17 protein-coding genes are annotated in these 20,246 nt (G+C 60.1%); 10 read left to right on the top strand and 7 right to left on the bottom strand.

What is annotated here, in order from left to right; translation table 11 throughout:
• Window positions 1-5: 5 nt before the first annotated feature.
• From cyoD to hmpA, 6 genes are all read right to left on the bottom strand, one after another.
• Window positions 6-344, bottom strand: coding sequence for a cytochrome o ubiquinol oxidase subunit IV (gene cyoD / locus AC1DHT_RS13660; protein ID WP_427542978.1), 339 nt, complete (start codon window positions 342-344; stop codon window positions 6-8).
• Window positions 345-971 carry a cytochrome o ubiquinol oxidase subunit III gene (locus AC1DHT_RS13655; protein ID WP_054595735.1) on the bottom strand — a complete coding sequence of 209 codons (627 nt, stop codon included), beginning with the start codon at window positions 969-971 and terminating at the stop codon, window positions 345-347.
• 3 nt (window positions 972-974) lie between these two features.
• Window positions 975-3,005, bottom strand: a complete 2,031-nt coding sequence (gene cyoB / locus AC1DHT_RS13650; protein ID WP_427542975.1) for a cytochrome o ubiquinol oxidase subunit I — start codon at window positions 3,003-3,005, stop codon at window positions 975-977.
• Window positions 3,006-3,008: 3 nt separating this feature from the next.
• The gene (gene cyoA, locus AC1DHT_RS13645) at window positions 3,009-3,953 is read right to left on the bottom strand and encodes a ubiquinol oxidase subunit II (RefSeq protein ID WP_019693536.1); all 945 of its coding nucleotides are present in this window, start codon (window positions 3,951-3,953) and stop codon (window positions 3,009-3,011) included.
• 815 nt (window positions 3,954-4,768) lie between these two features.
• Window positions 4,769-5,278 carry a disulfide bond formation protein B gene (locus AC1DHT_RS13640; protein ID WP_427542972.1) on the bottom strand — a complete coding sequence of 170 codons (510 nt, stop codon included), beginning with the start codon at window positions 5,276-5,278 and terminating at the stop codon, window positions 4,769-4,771.
• A 285-nt stretch (window positions 5,279-5,563) separates the two neighbouring features.
• On the bottom strand, window positions 5,564-6,745 hold the full coding sequence (gene hmpA, locus AC1DHT_RS13635; RefSeq protein ID WP_427542969.1) for an NO-inducible flavohemoprotein: 1,182 nt from the start codon (window positions 6,743-6,745) through the stop codon (window positions 5,564-5,566).
• Between the two features lie 158 nt (window positions 6,746-6,903).
• Here hmpA and norR point away from each other — a divergent pair, with 158 nt between their 5' ends.
• The 4 genes from norR to AC1DHT_RS13615 all read left to right on the top strand — a co-directional run bounded on the left by norR (window position 6,904) and on the right by AC1DHT_RS13615 (window position 11,076).
• Complete coding sequence (gene norR, locus AC1DHT_RS13630; RefSeq protein ID WP_427542966.1) at window positions 6,904-8,460, top strand: nitric oxide reductase transcriptional regulator NorR; 1,557 nt, start codon at window positions 6,904-6,906, stop codon at window positions 8,458-8,460.
• 217 nt (window positions 8,461-8,677) lie between these two features.
• On the top strand, window positions 8,678-9,586 hold the full coding sequence (locus AC1DHT_RS13625) for a chemotaxis protein CheV (protein WP_427533277.1): 909 nt from the start codon (window positions 8,678-8,680) through the stop codon (window positions 9,584-9,586).
• A gap of 3 nt (window positions 9,587-9,589) precedes the next feature.
• A complete protein-coding gene (locus AC1DHT_RS13620; protein WP_427546940.1) occupies window positions 9,590-10,072 on the top strand; it encodes a GNAT family N-acetyltransferase in 483 nt (160 codons plus the stop codon).
• 254 nt (window positions 10,073-10,326) lie between these two features.
• Window positions 10,327-11,076, top strand: a complete 750-nt coding sequence (locus tag AC1DHT_RS13615) for a YkgJ family cysteine cluster protein (RefSeq protein ID WP_427546937.1) — start codon at window positions 10,327-10,329, stop codon at window positions 11,074-11,076.
• A gap of 23 nt (window positions 11,077-11,099) precedes the next feature.
• On the opposite strand, the gene AC1DHT_RS13610 is transcribed toward AC1DHT_RS13615, so the two are convergent.
• Window positions 11,100-11,345 (bottom strand): hypothetical protein, encoded by a 246-nt coding sequence (locus AC1DHT_RS13610; RefSeq protein WP_054595725.1) that lies wholly within the window; start codon window positions 11,343-11,345, stop codon window positions 11,100-11,102.
• 479 nt (window positions 11,346-11,824) lie between these two features.
• On the opposite strand from AC1DHT_RS13610, the gene AC1DHT_RS13605 reads away from it, so the two are divergent.
• The 6 genes from AC1DHT_RS13605 to AC1DHT_RS13580 all read left to right on the top strand — a co-directional run bounded on the left by AC1DHT_RS13605 (window position 11,825) and on the right by AC1DHT_RS13580 (window position 20,167).
• The gene (locus AC1DHT_RS13605) at window positions 11,825-12,994 is read left to right on the top strand and encodes an efflux RND transporter periplasmic adaptor subunit (protein ID WP_427546934.1); all 1,170 of its coding nucleotides are present in this window, start codon (window positions 11,825-11,827) and stop codon (window positions 12,992-12,994) included.
• On the top strand, window positions 12,991-16,086 hold the full coding sequence (locus tag AC1DHT_RS13600; RefSeq protein ID WP_054595724.1) for a multidrug efflux RND transporter permease subunit: 3,096 nt from the start codon (window positions 12,991-12,993) through the stop codon (window positions 16,084-16,086). Before AC1DHT_RS13605 ends, AC1DHT_RS13600 begins: the two co-directional genes overlap by 4 nt.
• An 8-nt stretch (window positions 16,087-16,094) precedes the next feature.
• Window positions 16,095-16,772, top strand: a complete 678-nt coding sequence (locus AC1DHT_RS13595) for a heavy metal response regulator transcription factor (RefSeq protein ID WP_145015036.1) — start codon at window positions 16,095-16,097, stop codon at window positions 16,770-16,772.
• On the top strand, window positions 16,762-18,126 hold the full coding sequence (locus AC1DHT_RS13590) for a heavy metal sensor histidine kinase (RefSeq protein WP_427546930.1): 1,365 nt from the start codon (window positions 16,762-16,764) through the stop codon (window positions 18,124-18,126). Before AC1DHT_RS13595 ends, AC1DHT_RS13590 begins: the two co-directional genes overlap by 11 nt.
• Before the next feature lie 302 nt (window positions 18,127-18,428).
• A complete protein-coding gene (locus AC1DHT_RS13585; RefSeq protein WP_427546949.1) occupies window positions 18,429-18,653 on the top strand; it encodes a hypothetical protein in 225 nt (74 codons plus the stop codon).
• 233 nt (window positions 18,654-18,886) lie between these two features.
• Window positions 18,887-20,167, top strand: coding sequence for an OprD family porin (locus tag AC1DHT_RS13580; RefSeq protein ID WP_427546946.1), 1,281 nt, complete (start codon window positions 18,887-18,889; stop codon window positions 20,165-20,167).
• Window positions 20,168-20,246 lie beyond the last annotated feature (79 nt).

The raw sequence follows: 20,246 nt of genomic DNA, 5'->3' as shown, positions 1-20,246 counted from the left end.
TTTCCTCAGTGCGCCATCATGACGGAATGGATGCTGAACATGATCCACAGCGACAGACCGACCAACAGGACGATAACCAGCGCCGCGAAAACAAACGCAATCACGTTGTTACGCTGGGCGGCGGAGCGGTCCAGGTGCAGGAAGTAGACCAGGTGCACCAGCACCTGGATCACTGCGAAGGCCAGTACGATCCACAGGGTCATGGCTTTCGGCAGGGATGGGTACATCACCAGGCCGAAAGGAATGATGGTCAGGATCACCGACAGGATGAAGCCGATAGCGTAGGACTTGACGCTGCCGTGGCTGTCGTCGTGACTATCGTGTGAGTGAGCTGCGTTAGCCATTTACAGAGTCCCCATCAGGTAAACAACGGTGAATACGCAGATCCACACTACGTCCAGGAAGTGCCAGAACAGGCTCAGGCAGCTCAGACGGGTCTTGTTGGTCGCCGTCAGGCCATTTTTCTGGACCTGATACATCATGATCGCCATCCAGATCAGACCGCTGGTCACGTGCAGACCGTGGGTGCCGACCAGGGTGAAGAACCCGGACAGGAAGCCGCTACGGTTCGGACCGAAGCCTTCGGAGATCAGCGTATGGAACTCGTTGATCTCCATGCCGATGAAGCCCAGGCCGAACAGGAAGGTGATGGCCAACCAGCCCAGCACCTGAGTCTTCTTGCCTTTGAACAACGCCAGCATGGCGAAGCCGTAGGTGATCGAGCTGAGCAACAGGCAGGCGGTTTCGCCCAGCACGTACGGCAGTTCGAAGATGTCGTGGCCCGACGGGCCACCGGCTACGTTGTTTACCAGTACCGCGTACACCGCGAAGATCGACGCAAACAGAATGCAGTCGGTCATCAGGTAGAGCCAGAAACCGAATACGGTCATCTCGCCCGAGTCGTGGTGATGGTCATCGTGCCCATGGTCATGACCATGGGCGTGTCCAACATTGGTCACTAAGTTCGACATGGTTTAAGCCTGTTCCAACGAGGTTTCAACACGGGTGGCGGTGGCCGGAATCGCTTTGGCCGCAACCAGACGCTTGTGCTGCTCGGCTTCAATGCGCTCGATCACATCGACCGGCACCATGTAGCCTTGATCATCACGGGCAGCGTGGATCACGAAATAGATCACGGTGCCAGCCAGGCCAAAGATGGCCATCCACCAGATGTGCCAGATCATCGCGAAACCGAACACGGTCAACAGAGCACCCATGACCAGGCCGGTCGCGGTGTTGTTTGGCATGTGGATCGGCTCGTACTTGGCCGGAGCCTGGTACGCAGTACCGTTTTCCTTGGCTTCGGTGAACGGGTCGATACCGTCGGCTTTTGGCAGTACAGCGAAGTTGTAGAACGGTGGTGGCGACGAGGTCGACCATTCCAGCGTGTGGGCATTCCACGGGTCGCCGGCTTCGCACATGTTCTGCGGCAGCTTGCGATCACGGATACTCACGTAGAGCTGGATCAACTGGCAGGCAATACCGAAGGCGATCAGTACCGCACCGACCATTGCAACGTGCAGGTATGGCGTCCACTCAGGGTTGGTGGTGGCGTTCAGACGACGGGTCATGCCCATGAAGCCCAGTACATAGAGCGGCATGAACGCGACGAAGAAGCCCGAGATCCAGAACCAGAACGCTGCCTTGCCCCAACCTTCGTGCAGCTTGAAGCCGAACGCTTTAGGGAAGTAGAAGCCGAAGCCAGCGATGTAGCCAAACACGGCGCCGCCGATGATCACGTTGTGGAAGTGCGCGATCACGAACAGGCTGTTGTGCAGTACGAAGTCAGCACCCGGGATGGCCAGCAGTACACCGGTCATGCCGCCGATGGCGAAGGTCACCATGAAGCCCAGTGTCCACATTACCTGGCTGGTGAAACGCAGACGGCCCTGGTAGATGGTGAACAGCCAGTTGAACAGCTTCACCCCGGTCGGGATCGAAATCAGCATCGTCGCCAGACCGAAGAAGGCGTTGACGTTGGCACCCGAACCCATGGTGAAAAAGTGGTGCAGCCAAACCATGAAGCCAAGGATCGAGATCGCGCCGCTGGCGTAGATCATCGAGTGGTGGCCGAACAGTTTCTTGCCGGAGAAGGTCGAGATGACTTCGGAGAAGATCCCGAACGCCGGCAGAATCAGGATGTAAACCTCGGGGTGACCCCAGGCCCAGAACAGGTTGACGTACATCATCGGATTGCCACCAAGTTCATTGGTGAAAATGTGGAAATCCATGTAACGGTCAAGCGTCAGCAGTGCCAGGGTAGCGGTCAGGATCGGGAAGGAAGCGACGATCAGTACGTTGGCCCAGGTGCAGGTCCAGGTGAAGATCGGCATGTCCATCATTTTCATGCCCGGGGTACGCATTTTCAGCACGGTGGCCAGGAAGTTGACCCCCGTCAATGTCGTCCCCAGACCCGATAGCTGTAGCGCCCAGATGTAGTAGTCCACACCCACGCCCGGGCTGTAGCCCAGTTCCGACAGCGGTGGATACGCAACCCAACCGGTACGGGCGAATTCGCCGACACCCAGGGACACGTTCACCAGCACCACGCCGGAAACCAGCAGCCAGAAGCTCAGGGAGTTCAGGAACGGGTAGGCAACGTCACGCGCGCCGATCTGCAGCGGCACTGCAAGGTTCATCAGGCCGGTGAAGAATGGCATCGCCATGAAGATGATCATGATCACACCGTGAGCGGTGAAGATCTGGTCATAGTGTTCAGGCGGCAGGTAGCCAGGCGAACCCTCAGTGGCCAGGGCCAGCTGGGAGCGCATCATCACGGCGTCGGCAAAACCACGCAGCAGCATGATCATGGCAACGATGATGTACATCACGCCGATTTTCTTGTGGTCGACCGACGTCAGCCACTCGGTCCACAAATAGGTCCACTTCTTGAAGTAGGTGATTGCAGCAAATACCGCCAGACCGCCGAGCGCGATCATGGCGATGGTCACCATTACGATCGGCTCGTGGAACGGGATCGCTTCCCAACTTAATTTACCAAACATCGTTTACTCCTCTGCCCCGGCAGCTGAATGCGAACTCATGTCCATCCCTTCCATACCGGCCACTTCCTTCCCTTCCTTCTCGTGGTGCATCGGCTTGCCCGGTTTCATGCCTTCATACTTGTCGATGATGGTCTGGAACAGGTTCGGCGCGTACGAGGAGTAGAGTTCAACCGGGTTGTTCTGGCTTGGTTTGGAAAGGGCTTCGTATTCAGCTTTTTCAAGCTGTTTAGGTGCCTTCTTGACATCACTGACCCAGGCGTCGAAATCTGCCTGAGAGGTGGCGATTGCTTTGAATTTCATGCCAGTGAAGCCAGCACCGCTGTAGTTGGCGGAGATACCGTCAAACTCGGCATTCTGATTGGCGATCAGGTGCAACTTGGTTTCCATGCCCGCCATCGCGTAGATCTGACCGCCCAGGCCCGGAATGAAGAATGAGTTCATCACGGTGTCGGAGGTGATCTTGAAGTTAACTGGCGTGTTGGCCGGGAACACCATCTTGTTGACGGTGGCGATGCCTTGTTCCGGGTAGATGAACAGCCACTTCCAGTCCATCGCGACCACTTGAATGGTGATCGGCTTGACGTCGGATTCCAGCGGACGGTAAGGGTCCAGCGCGTGGGTCGACTTGTAGGTGACGTAACCCAGGGCAATGATGATCAGCACCGGAACAGCCCACACCGCGATTTCAATCTTGGTGGAGTGCGACCATTTCGGGGTGTAGACGGCGTCCTTGTTGGAAGCGCGGTATTTCCAGGCGAACAGGAAGGTCATGACGATGACCGGAACCACGACCAACAGCATCAGCAGCGTTGCGGTGATGATCAGGTTGCGCTCGTCCAGGCCGACCTGGCCCTTGGGATCGAGCAGGGTCATGTTGCAGCCTCCCAGCAACAGCGTGCCGAGCAGCGGCAATAAGCCTAGTAGTCTGGGGTACCTGTTTTTACTCATCTCACGACCTCTAAAGCAGCTTGCGCAATGCAGTTGGGTTTTGATCGCCAACACTTCACCCTGCCAAGGGTTGGCATTTTTCTTGGATTGAATAAGGGCTTGCCCGTCGCGCGTTAAACGCTGGTCGACACATCCTGGGCTAGCAGTGAGTTCTTATTCGAATTCGTGGTCAAAGGCCTTGTTACAGACCAATTCCATTTGGTGCGGATAGTTGAAAGGCGCCGACACCTGGCGTCGAATGAAGCCCGTTACAGCCCCACGACCACCCCTTGTGCCAAGGAGAGTGCCGCCCCGGAATTTCAGTGCGGGCGATTGTAGATATGTAACGTTGTATAAACCATGTCTCAACTCGAAATAATTTTTATCGGATACCGCAACAATCATTAACGAAATCTGCAAAGATTATCCACGATATCGAGACAGATTCTCAACAACAACCCCGAAAAAACCAGCGCTCCTGTCCGCAGTTCAGACAGCTTCAGCCCCTCTCGAAGCATCGCCGACCTCGCGCAAGCCCCCTTGTCACAAGGCCTTTAGCCATTCGTCCGAGCCTGTTAAAACTGCCTGCTGCACCGCGTTTGCCGGCTTCCGGAAAGGCCCGTCAGCAAGGTAAATTCCCTGTCAGTTTCAGCGACGACAATCGACTTTGAAATGAGTTGCGACACCCTGGCTGTGACAACATGTCGCACACGTGTCGCACCCTTCTTTGCCGCGCGTCACGATCCTTTGACAGACCCGCTGAAACGCAAAGCGCCCCGGCCTCTTTTCGAGGTCCGGGGCGCTTTATTCAAGGCCTGTGGCTGCGGCGAGAAGCCTCAGTTCAGGTGTTTGCGGTTACGCGAAATGAGCAGTGGCACCAGCACGACGGTCAACACGAAGGCCACCAGCGCCCACTGTGCCAGCGACAGGCCGAGGATCGGCGGGTACGGTGTTTCGCAGAAGCCGTCGACCTGGAAACCCAGCGGGAAGATTTTCGCCAGCGGCAAGCCGTCGACAATCGGTTGCAGCACATCGATGCCGCAACTGACCGCCGGGTAAAACTGCGTATAGACGTGATGCCCGGCCGCTGCAGCGCCCGCGAGGGCGAAGATCACCACCAGCCCTTCAAATACGGTGATGCTGCGACGGGTGTGCATGGCGGCACCGATAAAGGCACTGATCGCGATCAGCAACAGCGCATAGCGTTGCAGGATGCACAGCGGGCATGGCGCCTCGCCCAGCACCACTTGCATGTAGAGCGCGCCGCCGATCAGCGCCAGGCAGATGATGCCCAGCAGCACCAGGAAGCGCCGCTCACGGCCCAACCGCATCATTTCCTCATTCATCGCGTTTCCCTTCTGACTATCTATTGCCCGCAAGTCTACACGCTGGCCCTGACCTTTGAGAGCCGGCGCATGCCAGTGGATGAGGGGAATAGACGATAAGCGGGTTAAGAAGGGATTAACTTTCGGGTGTTTTGCAAGATTCGGGACCGTGGTGTGGCCATCGCGAGCAGGCTCGCTCCCACACTGGGCCGATGTGAACACACATCTTGCGTACGCTTCAGCTCCAATGTGGGAGCGAGCCTGCTCGCGATAAAGGCGACTCGGTCCCCCGAGTCGCCGCAACCGTTATTCCAGCGCAGCAGCCGGGCCGAAGAACTCGTAGCGGCTCTGTTTCTCCGGCACACCCAAGGCCTTGAGGTGGCGCTTGATCGCGGCCATGAAGCCTTTCGGGCCGAGGAAGTAGGCATCCAGGTCGCGCTCTTGCGGCAACCAGTCGGCCAACAGCTCCTGACTCAACAGCCCGACCTTATCCGCCGCCGGGCTGACGCCGTCATCTTCGGCGTAACAGTAGAAGCGCTTGAGTTGCGGGTGACGCTCGGCCAGGCCGTCGATCCAGTCGCGGAAGGCGTGCACGCCACCGTTACGCGCGCAGTGGATAAAGTGCACCGGACGCTCGGTGGCCAGCGCCGCTTCCAGCATCGGCAGGGTTGGCGTGATACCGACGCCGCCGCTGATCAGCACCAGCGGTTTGTCGCTGGCGGTCAGGGTGAACTCGCCCGCAGGCGGGAACAGCAGGATGCTCGAGCCGACAGGAAACTGGTCGTGCAGGTAATTCGAGGCACGACCGCCCTCTTCGCGCTTGACGCTGATCCGGTACTGACCGTTGTCGCCCAGGGACGACAGCGAGTAGTTGCGGCGGATTTCTTCGCCGTCGAGGATCAGTTTCATGCCGATGTACTGACCCGGTTCTGCCGCGAGGATCGGTCCCTTGTCCGCCGGTTCAAAGTAGAACGAGGTGATTTCCGCGCTCTCTTCCACGCGCTTGGCCAACTTGAATTCCCGCGCCCCGCGCCAGCCGCCGACCGCTGCGGCTTTCTGGTCGTAGATCGCGGTTTCGGCGCCGATCAAAATGTCGGCCAGTTGGTTGTAGGCGGCGCCCCAGGCGCTCATCACTTCGGGCGTGGCGATCTCGTCACCCAGCACTTCGGAAATCGCCCGCAGCAGGCAAGCGCCGACAATCGGGTAGTGCTCCGGCAGGATTTGCAGGGCAACGTGCTTGTTGATGATCTTGGCCACCAGGTCGCCCAACTGGTCGAGCTGATCGATGTGCCGCGCGTACATCAGCACCCCGCGCGCCAAGGCCCGTGGCTGGTCGCCGCTGGCCTGGTGCGCCTGGTTGAACAGCGGGCGAACCTCTGGGTACTCGGAAAGCATCATGCGGTAGAAGTGAGTGATCAGGGCATCGCCGCCGCTTTCCAGCAGCGGTACGGTGGATTTGACGATGGCACGGTCTTGAGCGCTAAGCATTAAGGGGGTACTCCTGAACGACTGGGTTTATAGTTTTCTACCCATGACGTATCAGTTTCTGTGCCAACAATTAAAATCATATAAATTAATAACTTAATAAACATGTAGTCATAACGACACAAGCGGATTTATAGTCACCTCGACTACATGGAGTCAATATGACTGCAAAACCCTTGCTCACCGCGTTGTTGCCACTGGTCTCCGACCTTTCCCGCGAATTGCCCGAAGGCGAGCGCTACCGGCGCCTGCTCGAAGCCATGCGCGCCCTGCTCCCCTGCGATGCCGCCGCCCTGCTGCGGCTCGACGGTGAATGGCTGGTGCCGTTGGCGGTAGATGGCCTGAGCACCGACACCCTCGGCCGGCGCTTCAAGGTCAGCGAACACCCGCGCTTTGAAGCGTTGCTCAGCCGCTCGGAGCCGACGCGCTTCCCCAGCGACAGCACCTTGCCCGACCCTTATGACGGTTTGGTCGACGGTCATGGCGATCACCTGGAAGTCCACGACTGCATGGGTTGCCCGTTGTTTATCGACGAGCGTCCGTGGGGCTTGCTGACCCTCGATGCGCTGGACCCGGAGCGCTTCGAACCGATCGAGCTGGACGCCTTGCAAGCCTTTGCCAGCCTCGCCGCCGCCACGGTCAACGCCGCCGAACGTATCGAACGGCTGGCCAATCGCGCAGAGGACGAACACCAGCGCGCCGAGGTCTATCGCCAGGCCAGCGGTCAGCAGAGTCGCGAAATGATCGGCCAGAGCAAAGCGCACAAGCGCTTGGTGGAAGAGATCAACCTGGTTGGCGGCAGCGACCTGACGGTGCTGATCACTGGCGAAACAGGGGTCGGCAAAGAGCTGGTGGCCCAGGCGATCCACGCCGCGTCACCGCGTGCCGACAAACCGATCATCAGCCTCAACTGCGCCGCGCTGCCCGACACCCTGGTGGAAAGCGAATTGTTCGGCCATGTGCGCGGCGCCTTCACCGGGGCGCTGAACGACCGACGTGGCAAATTTGAACTGGCCAATGGCGGCACGCTGTTTCTCGATGAAGTGGGCGAGTTGTCACTGGCGGTGCAAGCCAAATTGCTCCGTGTGCTGCAAAGCGGTCAGTTACAGCGCTTGGGCTCGGACAAGGAGCATCAGGTCGACGTGCGCCTGATCGCCGCGACCAACCGTGACCTGGCCGAAGAAGTGCGCAGCGGCCGCTACCGCGCCGACTTCTACCATCGCCTCAGCGTCTACCCGCTGCTGGTGCCGGCGCTGCGTGATCGTGGTCGGGATGTGTTGCTGCTCAGCGGTTACTTTCTCGAACAGAACCGCTCGCGGATGGGCCTCAACAGCCTGCGCCTGAGCAGCGACGCCCAAGCGGCATTGCTGGCCTACAGCTGGCCGGGCAACGTCCGCGAACTGGAACACTTGATTGGTCGCAGTGCCTTGAAAGCGCTGGGCAACTCACGGGAACGGCCAAAGATTCTCAGCCTGAGCGCGGCGGATCTGGACTTGCCCCACACGCCCCTCGAAACACCCCCAGCACCAACCAGCATTGAACCGGCGCCCACCGTTGAAGTGTTCGGTGACCTGCGCCAGGCCACCGAAAACTATCAACGCCAGATGATCACCGCTTGTCTTGAGCGCCATCAAAACAACTGGGCCAGCGCCGCCCGTGAGCTAGGCTTGGACCGGGCGAACCTCGGGCGGATGGCCAAGCGGTTGGGCATGAAATGAAGGCCCCTTCGCGAGCAGGCTCGCTCCCACATTTGATCTTCATGAGACACACATATTGTGTACGACGAATATCCACTGTGGGAGCGAGCCTGCTCGCGAAGACGTCATACCGTTCACCCGAATTTCTAAAGCCTGCCCCCATCAAGTCGATAACCCGATATCAATAGTTGCTGGCGATCCCACAATCGCCCATCACCTTTTTCCTCAGAAGGTTTTTATGTCCTCCAACAAAGCCCGCGCAGATTCACTTTCGCTTCTGCTCTTTACCTTGCGCAGCGGCAAGCTGATGGCGATCAACCTGCTGAAAGTCAGCGAAATCATCCCCTGCCCGCCGCTGACCAAGCTGCCGGAGTCACACCCGCACGTCAAAGGCATCGCCACCCTGCGCGGTGCCTCGCTGTCGGTCATCGACCTGAGCCGGGCGATCGGCGAGCGGCCGCTGGTGGACCCGGATGGGGGCTGCCTGATCGTCACCGACGTCAGCCGTTCCAAACAGGGTCTGCACGTTCAGGCGGTAAGCAAGATCGTCCATTGCCTGACCACCGACATCCGCCCGCCACCCTACGGCTCCGGTGGCGTGCGTTCGTACATCACCGGCGTGACCTCGGTCGACGGTACGCTGGTGCAGGTGCTCGACATCGAAAAAGTCATCCACGGCATCGCCCCGGCGCAAATCGAAATGGCCCCGACCGAGCTGAGCATGGAAGACGCCGAAGTATTGGGCAACGCGCGCATTCTGGTGGTCGATGACAGCCAGGTGGCGCTGCAACAATCGGTACACACCCTGCGCAACCTCGGCCTGCAATGCCACACCGCACGCAGCGCCAGGGAGGCCATCGACTGCCTGCTGGACCTGCAAGGCACTGCACAGCAGATCAACCTGATTGTCTCGGACATCGAAATGTCCGAGATGGACGGTTATGCCTTCACCCGGACCCTGCGTGAAACCCCGGACTTTTCCCACCTCTATATCCTGCTGCACACTTCGCTGGACAGTGCGATGAACAGCGAAAAAGCCCGTCTGGCCGGGGCGAATGCAGTACTGACCAAGTTCTCCTCGCCAGAGCTGACCAAATGCCTGATCACCGCCGCAAAAGCCGTCGCGCAGCAAGAACAAGGTCATTGAGCCTTGGCTGAGGAGTATTGTCTGCTGCTGCGGCGCGACCTCGCCGGGGTGTTGCCCGTCATTGCCTGGCCTCCAGGCATAGTGCTGAAGCAATACCGCCCCGAACTGGCCGAAGCGGTTCACGGGTTGATGGAACAGGGTTATCAACACGGCGGCGGTCGAGTACCGGCGCTGGAGGTGTGGCGCGAGCGCTTTGAAAGCGATGCGGAATATGACCCGGCGCTGTGTTTTATCGCCTCGGATGCCCACGGCATTGTCGGCGTGGCCCAGTGCTGGACCAGCGCCTACATCAAGAACCTGGTAGTGCATCCACGGGCTCAGGGACAAGGCTTGGGACGAGCGTTGTTGTTGCATGCGTTCAGTGTGTTTCAACAGCGGCGCGAAGGGTTTGTTGACCTCAAGGTCCTGGAAGATAACCACCGGGCTCAGCGCCTCTATGAAAGCGCTGGAATGCGCGTGGTTCGTCGCGAGCAGGTTCCAGACTGAGACCGCTATCGCGAGCAGGCTCGCTCCCACATTTGATCTCATTGAACGCAAATTCTGTGTAAAACGAAAACCACTGTGGGAGCGAGCCTGCTCGCGATGAGCTCCGCACTGGCAACATCAAACGATCATGCATACTCAGCCCTTGACCAACACACACCCAAGGGCCAGCGACTGGCGCACAACTTGCTTTGGCACCCTCCCTCGCGGTGGTTTTCCGCCATCGCTGACGCCTCTGGAATGTGACCGGTCGCCTAATGAATACGACGTTTTCCTGCGTAGGTTGCGGCAAGTGCTGCACCGACCACCATGTGCCCCTGACCCTCGCCGAGGCCCGGATGTGGGCGGCTGACGGCGGAGCCGTGATCGTGCTGGTGGAAGGTTTTCTCGGCAATGGCCTGGGCCTTCCGGCCTTGCAACGCGAGCACGCCGAACGCCGTTCCGTGGTGGTGCCCAGCGGCGCGACCCAGGCCCATGTAGCGATTACCTTTGCCGCGTACAACGCCGGTCGCTGCCGGAATCTTGACGAAGACAACCTCTGCCGCATCTACGAGCGCCGGCCGCTGGTGTGCCGCATCTACCCGATGGAAATCAATCCGCACATCCCGCTGACACCGACCGCCAAGGACTGCCCGCCCGAATCGTGGGAGCAAGGTCCTGCGTTGATCGTCGGCGGTCAGTTGGTTGATCAGGCATTGGCCGACCTGATCCAGCGCTCGCGTCAGGCAGACCGCGACGATGTTCAGGCCAAGGAGGCGATTTGCGAGCGTCTGGGAATTCGCACCACAGCGCTCAAGGGTGACGGATTTACCGCCTACCTGCCGGACATGGCGGCGTTTGCCTCGGCGATTGATCAGGTTCAGGCAGCGCCGTTGCTCGGTTCGGTCGGTGAATGGCTGTTCCACGTGTCAGGCAACGACATTGCTGAGCAAGTGCAGGCCGCTGGCGCGCACGTGGTCACGGCCGAGCCGCTGAACTATGCGTTTATCTCGTTGCGCGCGGCCTGAGATTTATAACCGAGAGGGACGACTCAGCGCTTGCCCATCGAGCGACGGGTGCCAGGAGGCGCTGCGCCCGGGACCTTGGTGTGGCCATTCTTGGCGCCGTTCTTGTACCACGGCTGACTGGCGTTTTTGGCGGAGGCCAACTCGCCCGGTTTGAACGGGAACTTGAAGGCCGGGATGACGGCTTTGGTTTCGCTGTCGGCGCTGGAGTCGACGCTGTCTGGCAGGTCAGCCTGTTCGTCAGCAGCAGGCGCTTGTATCGGGGAAGTCATGAATGCTCCGGGTGTTACAGTGAGTCGGGCCCGATGGGTGGGCCGCGAAAGGCCGGCAGTATACCTGCGCGCCCGTGATCTTTAACCTCCCGGTGCATGAATGGTCACCTTTGCTGACAGCCCTGTCAGTTAGCCGTCACCCTGCTGACCGCAACGAAGGACTATAACTAGGGGGCGTTCTCAATTAGTTTCCCCGCCGCGCCGGGTCTGCTGTTGTGCAGGGCAAGGCGCGAGAAGCGTGGTTTGGTCATTCCAAATAAGCTTCGAGCAACGCAGCCCTGCACAACAGCAGGCCCGGCCCTTCGGGTTGTGCCTTAAAGCGGGCCAGGCTGCGTTGCAGGCCTTGGAAAGGGAACAACCATTCCCAGCGGCCTGCGCCTTGCCTGGCCCGCTTTAAGGCGACAACGCGGTGGGGAAACTAATTGAGAACGCCCCCTAGGCCATTATTTCCCGTCTTTTTGCCCCGGCGTTCGATGCTCATGCCCATTCCAGGAAAAAAACTGCTGATCGCCGCGCTGCTGGTGACGGTCACTGCCGTGGCCATTGGCGTTGCGCTCAAACCGGCGACGAGCAAACTCGCGGCCCCCACCGCGATTCCGGTGCGGGTGGTCAGCGTCGTCGAACGCGACGTGCCGCGCTATGTCAGCGCGATTGGCTCGGTGCTGTCGTTGCACAGTGTGGTTATTCGTCCGCAGGTCGATGGCATCCTCACCCGGCTGCTGGTCAAGGAGGGTCAGCTGGTGAAGGCCGGCGATCTGCTGGCGACCATCGATGATCGCTCGATCCGCGCCAGCCTCGATCAGGCCCGTGCGCAACTGGCTGAAAACCAGGCGCAGTTGCAGGTCGCCGAGGTTAACCTCAAACGCTACAAATTGCTGAGTGTCGATGACGGCGTCTCCAAACAAACCTACGACCAGCAACAAGCCCTGGTCAATCAGTTGAAAGCCACCGCGCAGGGCAATCAGGCGGCCATCGATGCGGCGCAGGTGCAGCTCTCCTACACACAGATTCGCTCGCCGGTGACGGGTCGCGTCGGTATTCGCACCGTGGATGAAGGCAACTTCCTGCGCATGAGCGATACCCAAGGGTTGTTTTCGGTCACCCAGATCGACCCGATTGCCGTCGAGTTCGCCCTGCCGCAGCAAATGTTGCCAACCCTGCAACGGCTGATCAGCGCAACCCCGCCTGCAGACGTGAATGCCTACCTCGGTGCCGACACCAATGGCCAGACCGGTGACTTGCTCGGCGAAGGCCACCTGATGCTCATCGACAACCAGATCAATGCCAACACCGGGACCATTCGCGCCAAGGCCGAATTCAGCAACGCCAGGCAAAAACTCTGGCCCGGGCAACTGGTGACCCTCAAGATCCAGACCGCCGTCGACAAGCATGCGCTGGTGGTGCCGCCGTCCGTGGTCCAGCGCGGGCTGGATCAGCATTTCGTTTACCGGGTCAACGGCGACAAGGTCGAATCGGTTCCGGTGCAAATGGTCTATCAGGACAGCGGGCTGAACATCATCACAGGGGTTAAGGCCGGTGATGTGCTGGTCAGCGATGGTCAGTCGCGGCTCAAGCCAGGGGCCAGCGTGCAGATTCTCGGCGAGCCGCCAGCGCTCACACAAAGCACTGCGGCGGAGCAACAGCCATGAAAGTCCATGGCGGCATTTCGGCCTGGTGCATCGACCACCCGGTCGCCACGGCACTGCTGACCTTCGCCCTGGTGCTGCTGGGCCTGATCGCCTTCCCGCGCCTGCCCGTCGCCCCGTTGCCGGAAGCCGAGTTCCCGACCATTCAGGTCGCCGCGCAGTTGCCCGGCGCCAGCCCCGACACCATGGCTTCGTCGGTGGCGACACCGTTGGAGGTGCAATTCAGCGCCATCCCCGGCATGACCCAGATGACCTCCAGCAGCGCCTTGGGTTCGACCAACCTGACCCTGCAATTCACCCTCAACAAAAGCATCGACACTGCCGCGCAGGAAGTTCAGGCCGCGATCAACACCGCCGCCGGCAAACTGCCCAAGGACATGCCGACGCTGCCGACCTGGCGCAAGGTCAACCCGTCCGACAGCCCGGTACTGATCCTCAGCGTCAGTTCGACGCAAATGCCCGGCACCGAACTCAGCGACTACGCCGAAACCCTGCTGGCGCGGCAATTGAGCCAGATCGACGGCGTCGGCCAGATCTACATCACTGGCCAGCAACGCCCGGCGATCCGGGTCCAGGCCTCGGCCGACAAACTTGCCGCCATCGGCCTGACCCTGGCCGATGTGCGCCTGGCCATTCAGAAAACCAGCCTCAACCTGGCCAAGGGCGCGCTGTACGGTGAGTCGAGCATTTCCACGCTATCGACCAACGATCAGCTGTTCCATCCCGACGAGTACGGTCAGCTCATCGTCTCCTACAAGAACGGCGCACCGGTCCAGCTCCGGGACATCGCCACCGTGGTCAGTGGCTCGGAAGACGCCTACGTCCAGGCCTGGTCCGGCGATCGGCCGGGGGTCAACCTGGTGATCCTGCGACAACCGGGCGCGAACATCGTCGACACCGTGGACCGGATTCAAGCCGCGTTGCCGGGCCTGCAAGCGATGCTTCCGGCGTCGATACAGGTCAACGTGCTGATCGACCGGACCCAGACCATCCGCGCTTCGCTGCACGAAGTCGAAGTCACCCTGYTGATCGCGGTCCTGCTGGTGGTCGCGGTGATGGCGCTGTTCCTGCGCCAGTGGTCGGCGACGCTGATCGTTTCCAGCGTACTCGGGGTCTCGCTGATCGCCAGTATCGCGCTGATGTACATCATGGGCTTCAGCCTGAACAACCTGACGCTGGTGGCGATCGTCATTTCCGTGGGGTTTGTGGTCGACGATGCGATTGTGGTGGTGGAGAACATTCACCGCCACCTGGAGGCCGGCGACGGCATGCGCGAGGCCGCAATCAAGGGCGCTGGCGAGATCGGTTTTACCGTGGTCTCGATCAGCTTCTCGCTGGTCGCGGCGTTTATTCCGCTGCTGTTCATGGGCGGCGTGGTCGGCCGGTTGTTCAAGGAGTTCGCCCTCACCGCCACTTCGACCATCATGATTTCGGTGGTGGTGTCGTTGACCCTGGCACCGACCATGGCCGCCCTGTTCATGCGCGCGCCGGTACACGATGCCCACGCCAAACCCGGTTTCGGTGAACGCCTGCTCGCGCTGTATGAACGCGCACTGCGCCGGGCCCTGGCGCATCAGAAACTGATGCTGGGGATCTTCAGCCTGACGCTGTGCATGGCGGTTGCCGGCTACGTGTTTATCCCCAAAGGTTTCTTCCCGATACAGGACACCGGTTTTATCCTCGGCACCACCGAAGCCGCCGCCGACGTGTCGTTTCCGGAGATGGTGAAAAAGCACCAGGCCCTGGCCGACATCGTCGCCGCCGACCCGGCAGTGCAGACCTTTTCGCATTCGGTGGGTGTTTCCGGCAGCAACCAGACCATCGCCAACGGGCGCTTCTGGATCTCCTTGAAAAAACGCGGCGACCGCGATGTGTCCGCCAGCGCCTTCATCGACCGGATTCGTCCGCAACTGCTGAAGGTCCCGGGCATTGTGCTGTACCTGCGCGCCGGGCAAGACATCAACCTCAGCTCCGGCCCCAGCCGCGCCCAGTATCAATACGTGCTCAAGAGCAACGACGGCCCGACGCTTAACCTCTGGACCCAGCGCCTGACCGAAAAACTGCGCAGCATCCCGGCGTTCCGCGACATTTCCAACGACCTGCAATTGGGCGGCAGCATCACCCACATCCACATCGACCGTGCCGCTGCGGCACGTTTCGGGCTGACCGCCAGCGATGTCGACGAGGCGCTTTATGACGCCTTCGGTCAGCGGCAGGTCAACGAGTTCCAGACCGAAATCAACCAGTACAACGTCATTCTCGAACTCGACACCCGCCAACGCGGCAAGGCCGAAAGCCTCGCCTATTTCTACCTGCGCTCGCCGCTGAGTGGCGAGATGGTGCCTTTGTCGGCGCTGGCCCGATTCGATGCGCCGACCATCGGCCCGTTGTCCATCGCCCACGACGGCATGTTCCCGGCCGCCAACCTGTCGTTCAACCTCGCGCCTGGCGTGGCGTTGGGCGATGCGGTGATTTTGCTCAACCAGGCGAAGAACGACATCGGCATGCCGGCCTCGGTCAATGGCAATTTCCAGGGCGCGGCCCAGGCGTTCCAGAGTTCACTGGCCAGCCAGCCGTGGCTGATTCTGGCGGCGCTGGTGGCGGTGTACATCATTCTTGGCGTGCTCTATGAGAGCTTCGTGCACCCACTGACCATCATCTCGACCTTGCCTTCGGCCGGTCTCGGCGCCTTGATATTGCTGTGGATCCTCGGCCAGGACTTCTCGATCATGGCGTTGATCGGCCTGGTGCTGCTGATCGGTATCGTCAAGAAGAACGGCATCCTGATGATCGACTTCGCCCTCGACGCCCAGCGCAATCGCGGGCTGTCCCCGCAAGAGGCGATTTTCGAGGCATGCCTCACGCGGTTCCGGCCGATCATGATGACCACCCTCGCCGCCCTGCTCGGCGCCCTGCCGCTGATGCTCGGCTACGGCACCGGTGCCGAACTGCGCCAACCACTGGGGATCGCGGTGGTCGGCGGCTTGCTGGTCAGCCAGGCGCTGACGCTGTTTACCACGCCAGTCATATACTTATGGCTTGAGCGGGTGTTCCATCGCTCCACACCAGCGCCTGCGCTGGCGACTACACACTGAGGCGGGTCATGCGCGTTCTGATTATCGAAGACGAAGAGAAAACCGCGGATTATCTGTACCGCGGCCTGACCGAACAGGGTTACACCGTGGACCGGGCGCCGGACGGCGTCGAAGGTTTGCACCTGGCGCTCGAAAACGATTACGCGGTGATCATCCTCGACGTGATGCTGCCGGGTCTCGACGGCTACGGCGTGCTGCGCGCCCTGCGTGCCCGCAAACAGACCCCGGTGATCATGCTGACCGCCCGCGAGCGTGTCGAAGACCGGATCAAAGGCCTACGCGATGGCGCCGACGATTATCTGGGCAAACCCTTTTCGTTTCTCGAACTGGTCGCCCGCCTGCAAGCGCTGACCCGCCGTAGCGGTGGCCACGAGCCGGTGCAAGTGACCATTGCCGACCTGTGGATTGACTTGATCAGCCGCAAGGCCACCCGTGCCGGTACGCGGCTGGACCTGACCGCCAAGGAGTTCTCGCTGCTCAGCGTGCTGGCCCGGCGTCAGGGTGAAATTCTCTCGAAAACCGCGATTGCCGAGATGGTCTGGGACATCAATTTCGACAGCGACGCCAACGTCGTCGAAGTTGCGATCAAGCGTCTGCGGGCGAAAATCGACGGGCCGTTCGAAGAGAAACTGCTGCACACCATTCGCGGCATGGGCTATGTGCTGGAGAGCCGCAGTGCCTCGTAATTCAATCGCCCTGCGCCTGAGCGGCATGTTCACGCTGGTGGCGGCGCTGGTATTTCTGTTGATCGGCTGGGCGCTGTATCAACAGGTCGAAAAAGGCCTGGCGCTGTTGCCGGCAGCCGAACTGGATGCGCGTTACAGCGTGCTCGAATCCACGGTCGGGCGCTTCGGTACGCCAGAGCACTGGGTGAAGATCAACAACAAACTCAACCTGCTTGGCGAAGAGGACAAGCGCATCAGTTTCTGGATCATCAGCGGCGATGCCAACTACGAATACGGCAACATCACCCCGCAGATCCGTGCCTTGGCGCAAGGGCCAACCGGCAAGCGCGACGTACAACTGCCGGGTCAACCCTATCCGATGAAAGTGCTGGTCAGCCAGTTTCCGGCCAAGGACCAGCGTCCACCGCTGCGCTTCATGATCGGCATCGACACGCAAACCTTCTATGAGACCCAGCATCACTTGCTGATCGCCTTGATCAGCCTGGCAATCATCGGTGTGCTGCTGGCCTCGGCGCTGGGTTACTGGGTGGCGCGAATCGGCCTCAAACCGTTGATCAAGTTGTCGCAGGAAGCTCAACGACTGGCACCGCCGTTGCTGTCCTCACGACTGCAACTGTCGCCGCTGCCGCCAGAACTCAATCAGTTCGTCAGCTCGTTCAACTCGACGCTGGAGCGGGTCGAACAAGCCTACACGCGACTTGAATCGTTCAATGCCGATGTCGCCCACGAACTGCGCTCGCCGCTGACCAACCTGATCGGCCAGACCCAGGTTGCCCTGACCCGTGGGCGCTCGGCGGAGCACTACTTCGAAGTGCTGCAATCGAACCTCGAAGAACTCGAACGGCTGCGCTCGATCATCAACGACATGCTGTTTCTGGCCAGCGCCGACCAGGGCAGCAAGGCCACCAAACTGACCACCACCTCGCTTGCGGACGAAGTCGCCACCACCCTGGACTACCTGGATTTCATCCTTGAGGACGCGCAGGTCAAGGTTCAGGTCAGCGGCGATGCCCAGGTGCAGATCGAAATCGCGCACCTGCGCCGGGCGTTGATCAATCTGCTGAACAACGCGGTGCAGCACACGGCTCCCGGCCAGGTCATCCGGGTGAAGATCGATGTTCAGGAACATCAGGTCAGTATCGGCGTCGCCAACCCCGGCGAGCCCATCGCCAGCGAACACTTGCCGCGCTTGTTCGAGCGTTTCTACCGGGTCGACGCCTCGCGCAGCAACAGCGGCGCCAACCATGGCCTCGGGCTGGCCATCGTCAAGGCGATTGCGCTGATGCACGGCGGCAATGTGTTTGTGCGCAGCGATAACGGCGTGAATACGTTCGGAATCTATTTGCCGATTTGATTCCCCCACTGCTACATCCCCCCCTGTAGCAGCTGGCGCAGCCTGCGTTCGGCTCGGTCCGCGTTCGGGCGCAGCAGTCGTGAAATCATGCGCTGCGGTTTTTCAGGTAATCCGTGTAGACAGGATTTACGACCGCTGCGCGGCCGAACGCAGCCTTCGGCAGCTGCTACAGGTATTTGCAGCCCCACCTACTGTTGCTCTTGATGCAACAGTCCTTTATGCAATCCGCTCTTTTTCCCACCCCCCAAGACCTTTACCTTGGCCACACCAAACAGCACTTGCCAAGCAAGAAGGTTTTCAAGATGTCCAACAGTATGGGTATTGCCAGCGCTTTCGTTTTGTCGTCCTTGTTGTTGTCTCCCTTTGCCATGGCTGAAGAGTCGCCGGCATTTGTCGCGCATAATGCCGCACGCGCCGCAGCCTTCGACAAGTCCCAGGCTGAACTGACCGCAAAAGCACAGAAACCCGAGCAAACCCGTCAAACATCGGCTGATCAGTCTCAACCACAGGTTGGAAAAGACAGCTGATCKGCAACACCACTCAGTTTCCCTCGACACTTCTCAGGGCTCTTTCCCTTGAGAAGTTGTCTTCAAGCCGCTGCTATCAGCGGCTTTTTTTCGTTGTGTATTTGTCAGGCATTCCTTCGTTATTACCCAATAAGAAATACCCGGATTATTAACTATAACAACGCTTGTTATTGACCCAAGGAGCTGTATCCCGCGTGAGCATCACCCTCAAACTCAGTCCGCTGTTCATTGCAATGGCCGCAACGATGGCCGCACCTGTCCAGGCCGCCGACGATTCCCGCCACGAAGGTTTCGTTGAAGGTTCGAGCCTTAAACTCAACGCCCGCAACTACTACCTGAACCGCAACCGTCAGCAGCAGACTAACGACAACATCGAATGGGGCCAGGGTTTCCTCGGTCTCTTCGAATCGGGCTACACCCAGGGCCCGGTCGGTTTTGGCGTGGATGCCAACGCCATGCTCGGGCTCAAACTCGACGGCGGTGGCGGCACCGGTGGCTCGAGTATCCTGCCGATCAGCGATGACAGCGGCAAAGCACCGGGCTCGTTTTCAAGCGCTGGCGGTACCCTGAAAATGCGCGCCCTGGACACTGAACTGAAAGCCGGCGACCTGTTCCTGAACAACCCGGTGATCGCCGGCGGCATGAGCCGCATGCTGCCGCAGACCTTTCGTGGCGTCAGCCTGACCAACCACAGCTTCGACGGCTGGCTGATCGAAGGCGGCCAGGCGAGCTTCACCAAGCCTTACAACCAGAGCGGGCACCAGCGCATCGGGACGTCCTACGGCAAACTGGCGGACGGCGACAAAAGCCAGCACCTGAACTGGGCCGGTGTGGCCTGGAGCGGTCTGCCGGGCCTGACCAGCAGCCTCTATGCGTCCGAGCTCAAGGACATCTGGCACCAGTACTACTACGACCTGGACTACACCTACGCAGTCAACGAACTGGTCAGCTTCAATCCGGGCCTGCACTACTATCACACCCAGGACACCGGCGATGCGCTGCTCGGCAAAATCGACAACAACACCTACAGCCTGCACTTCACCGTGGGCGTCGGTAGCCACAGCGTCACCGCCGCTTACCAGCGCGTGAACGGCAACACGCCGTTCGATTACATCGCCCAGGGCGACAGCATCTTCCTCGACAACTCGCAGCAGTATTCGGACTTCAACGGCCCGAACGAGCGTTCGTGGAAGCTCAGGTACGCCTATGATTTCGCTGGCGTCGGTGTGCCGGGCCTGACCTCGGCCGTGTCGTATTCGCGTGGCACGCTGGACCTGAGCAAGGTCGACCCGAACAGTCGCGGTTATGCCAGCTTCTATAACGAAGCGGGTAAAAATGCCAAACACTGGGAGCGTGATGTCGATCTCAAGTACGTGGTCCAGGGCGGCACAGCCAAAGATCTGGCGCTGCGCCTGCAATGGGCCACCAACCGTGGCGGCAACGGCTATGGTGCGCTGGATACCGACACCGATGAATACCGGGTGATCGTCGACTACCCACTGAACGTTTTCTGAGAAAATTCACAAAAAGGCCAGCACCGGTGCTGGCCTTTTTTGTATCCGGGATCTATACATGCACTGAGATAAACGAACT

It is taken from the genome of Pseudomonas sp. 05N432 (assembly GCF_056396945.1).
The sequence above is the reverse complement of the archived record's forward strand: the minus strand, read 5'-3'. Positions and strand labels throughout refer to the sequence as shown.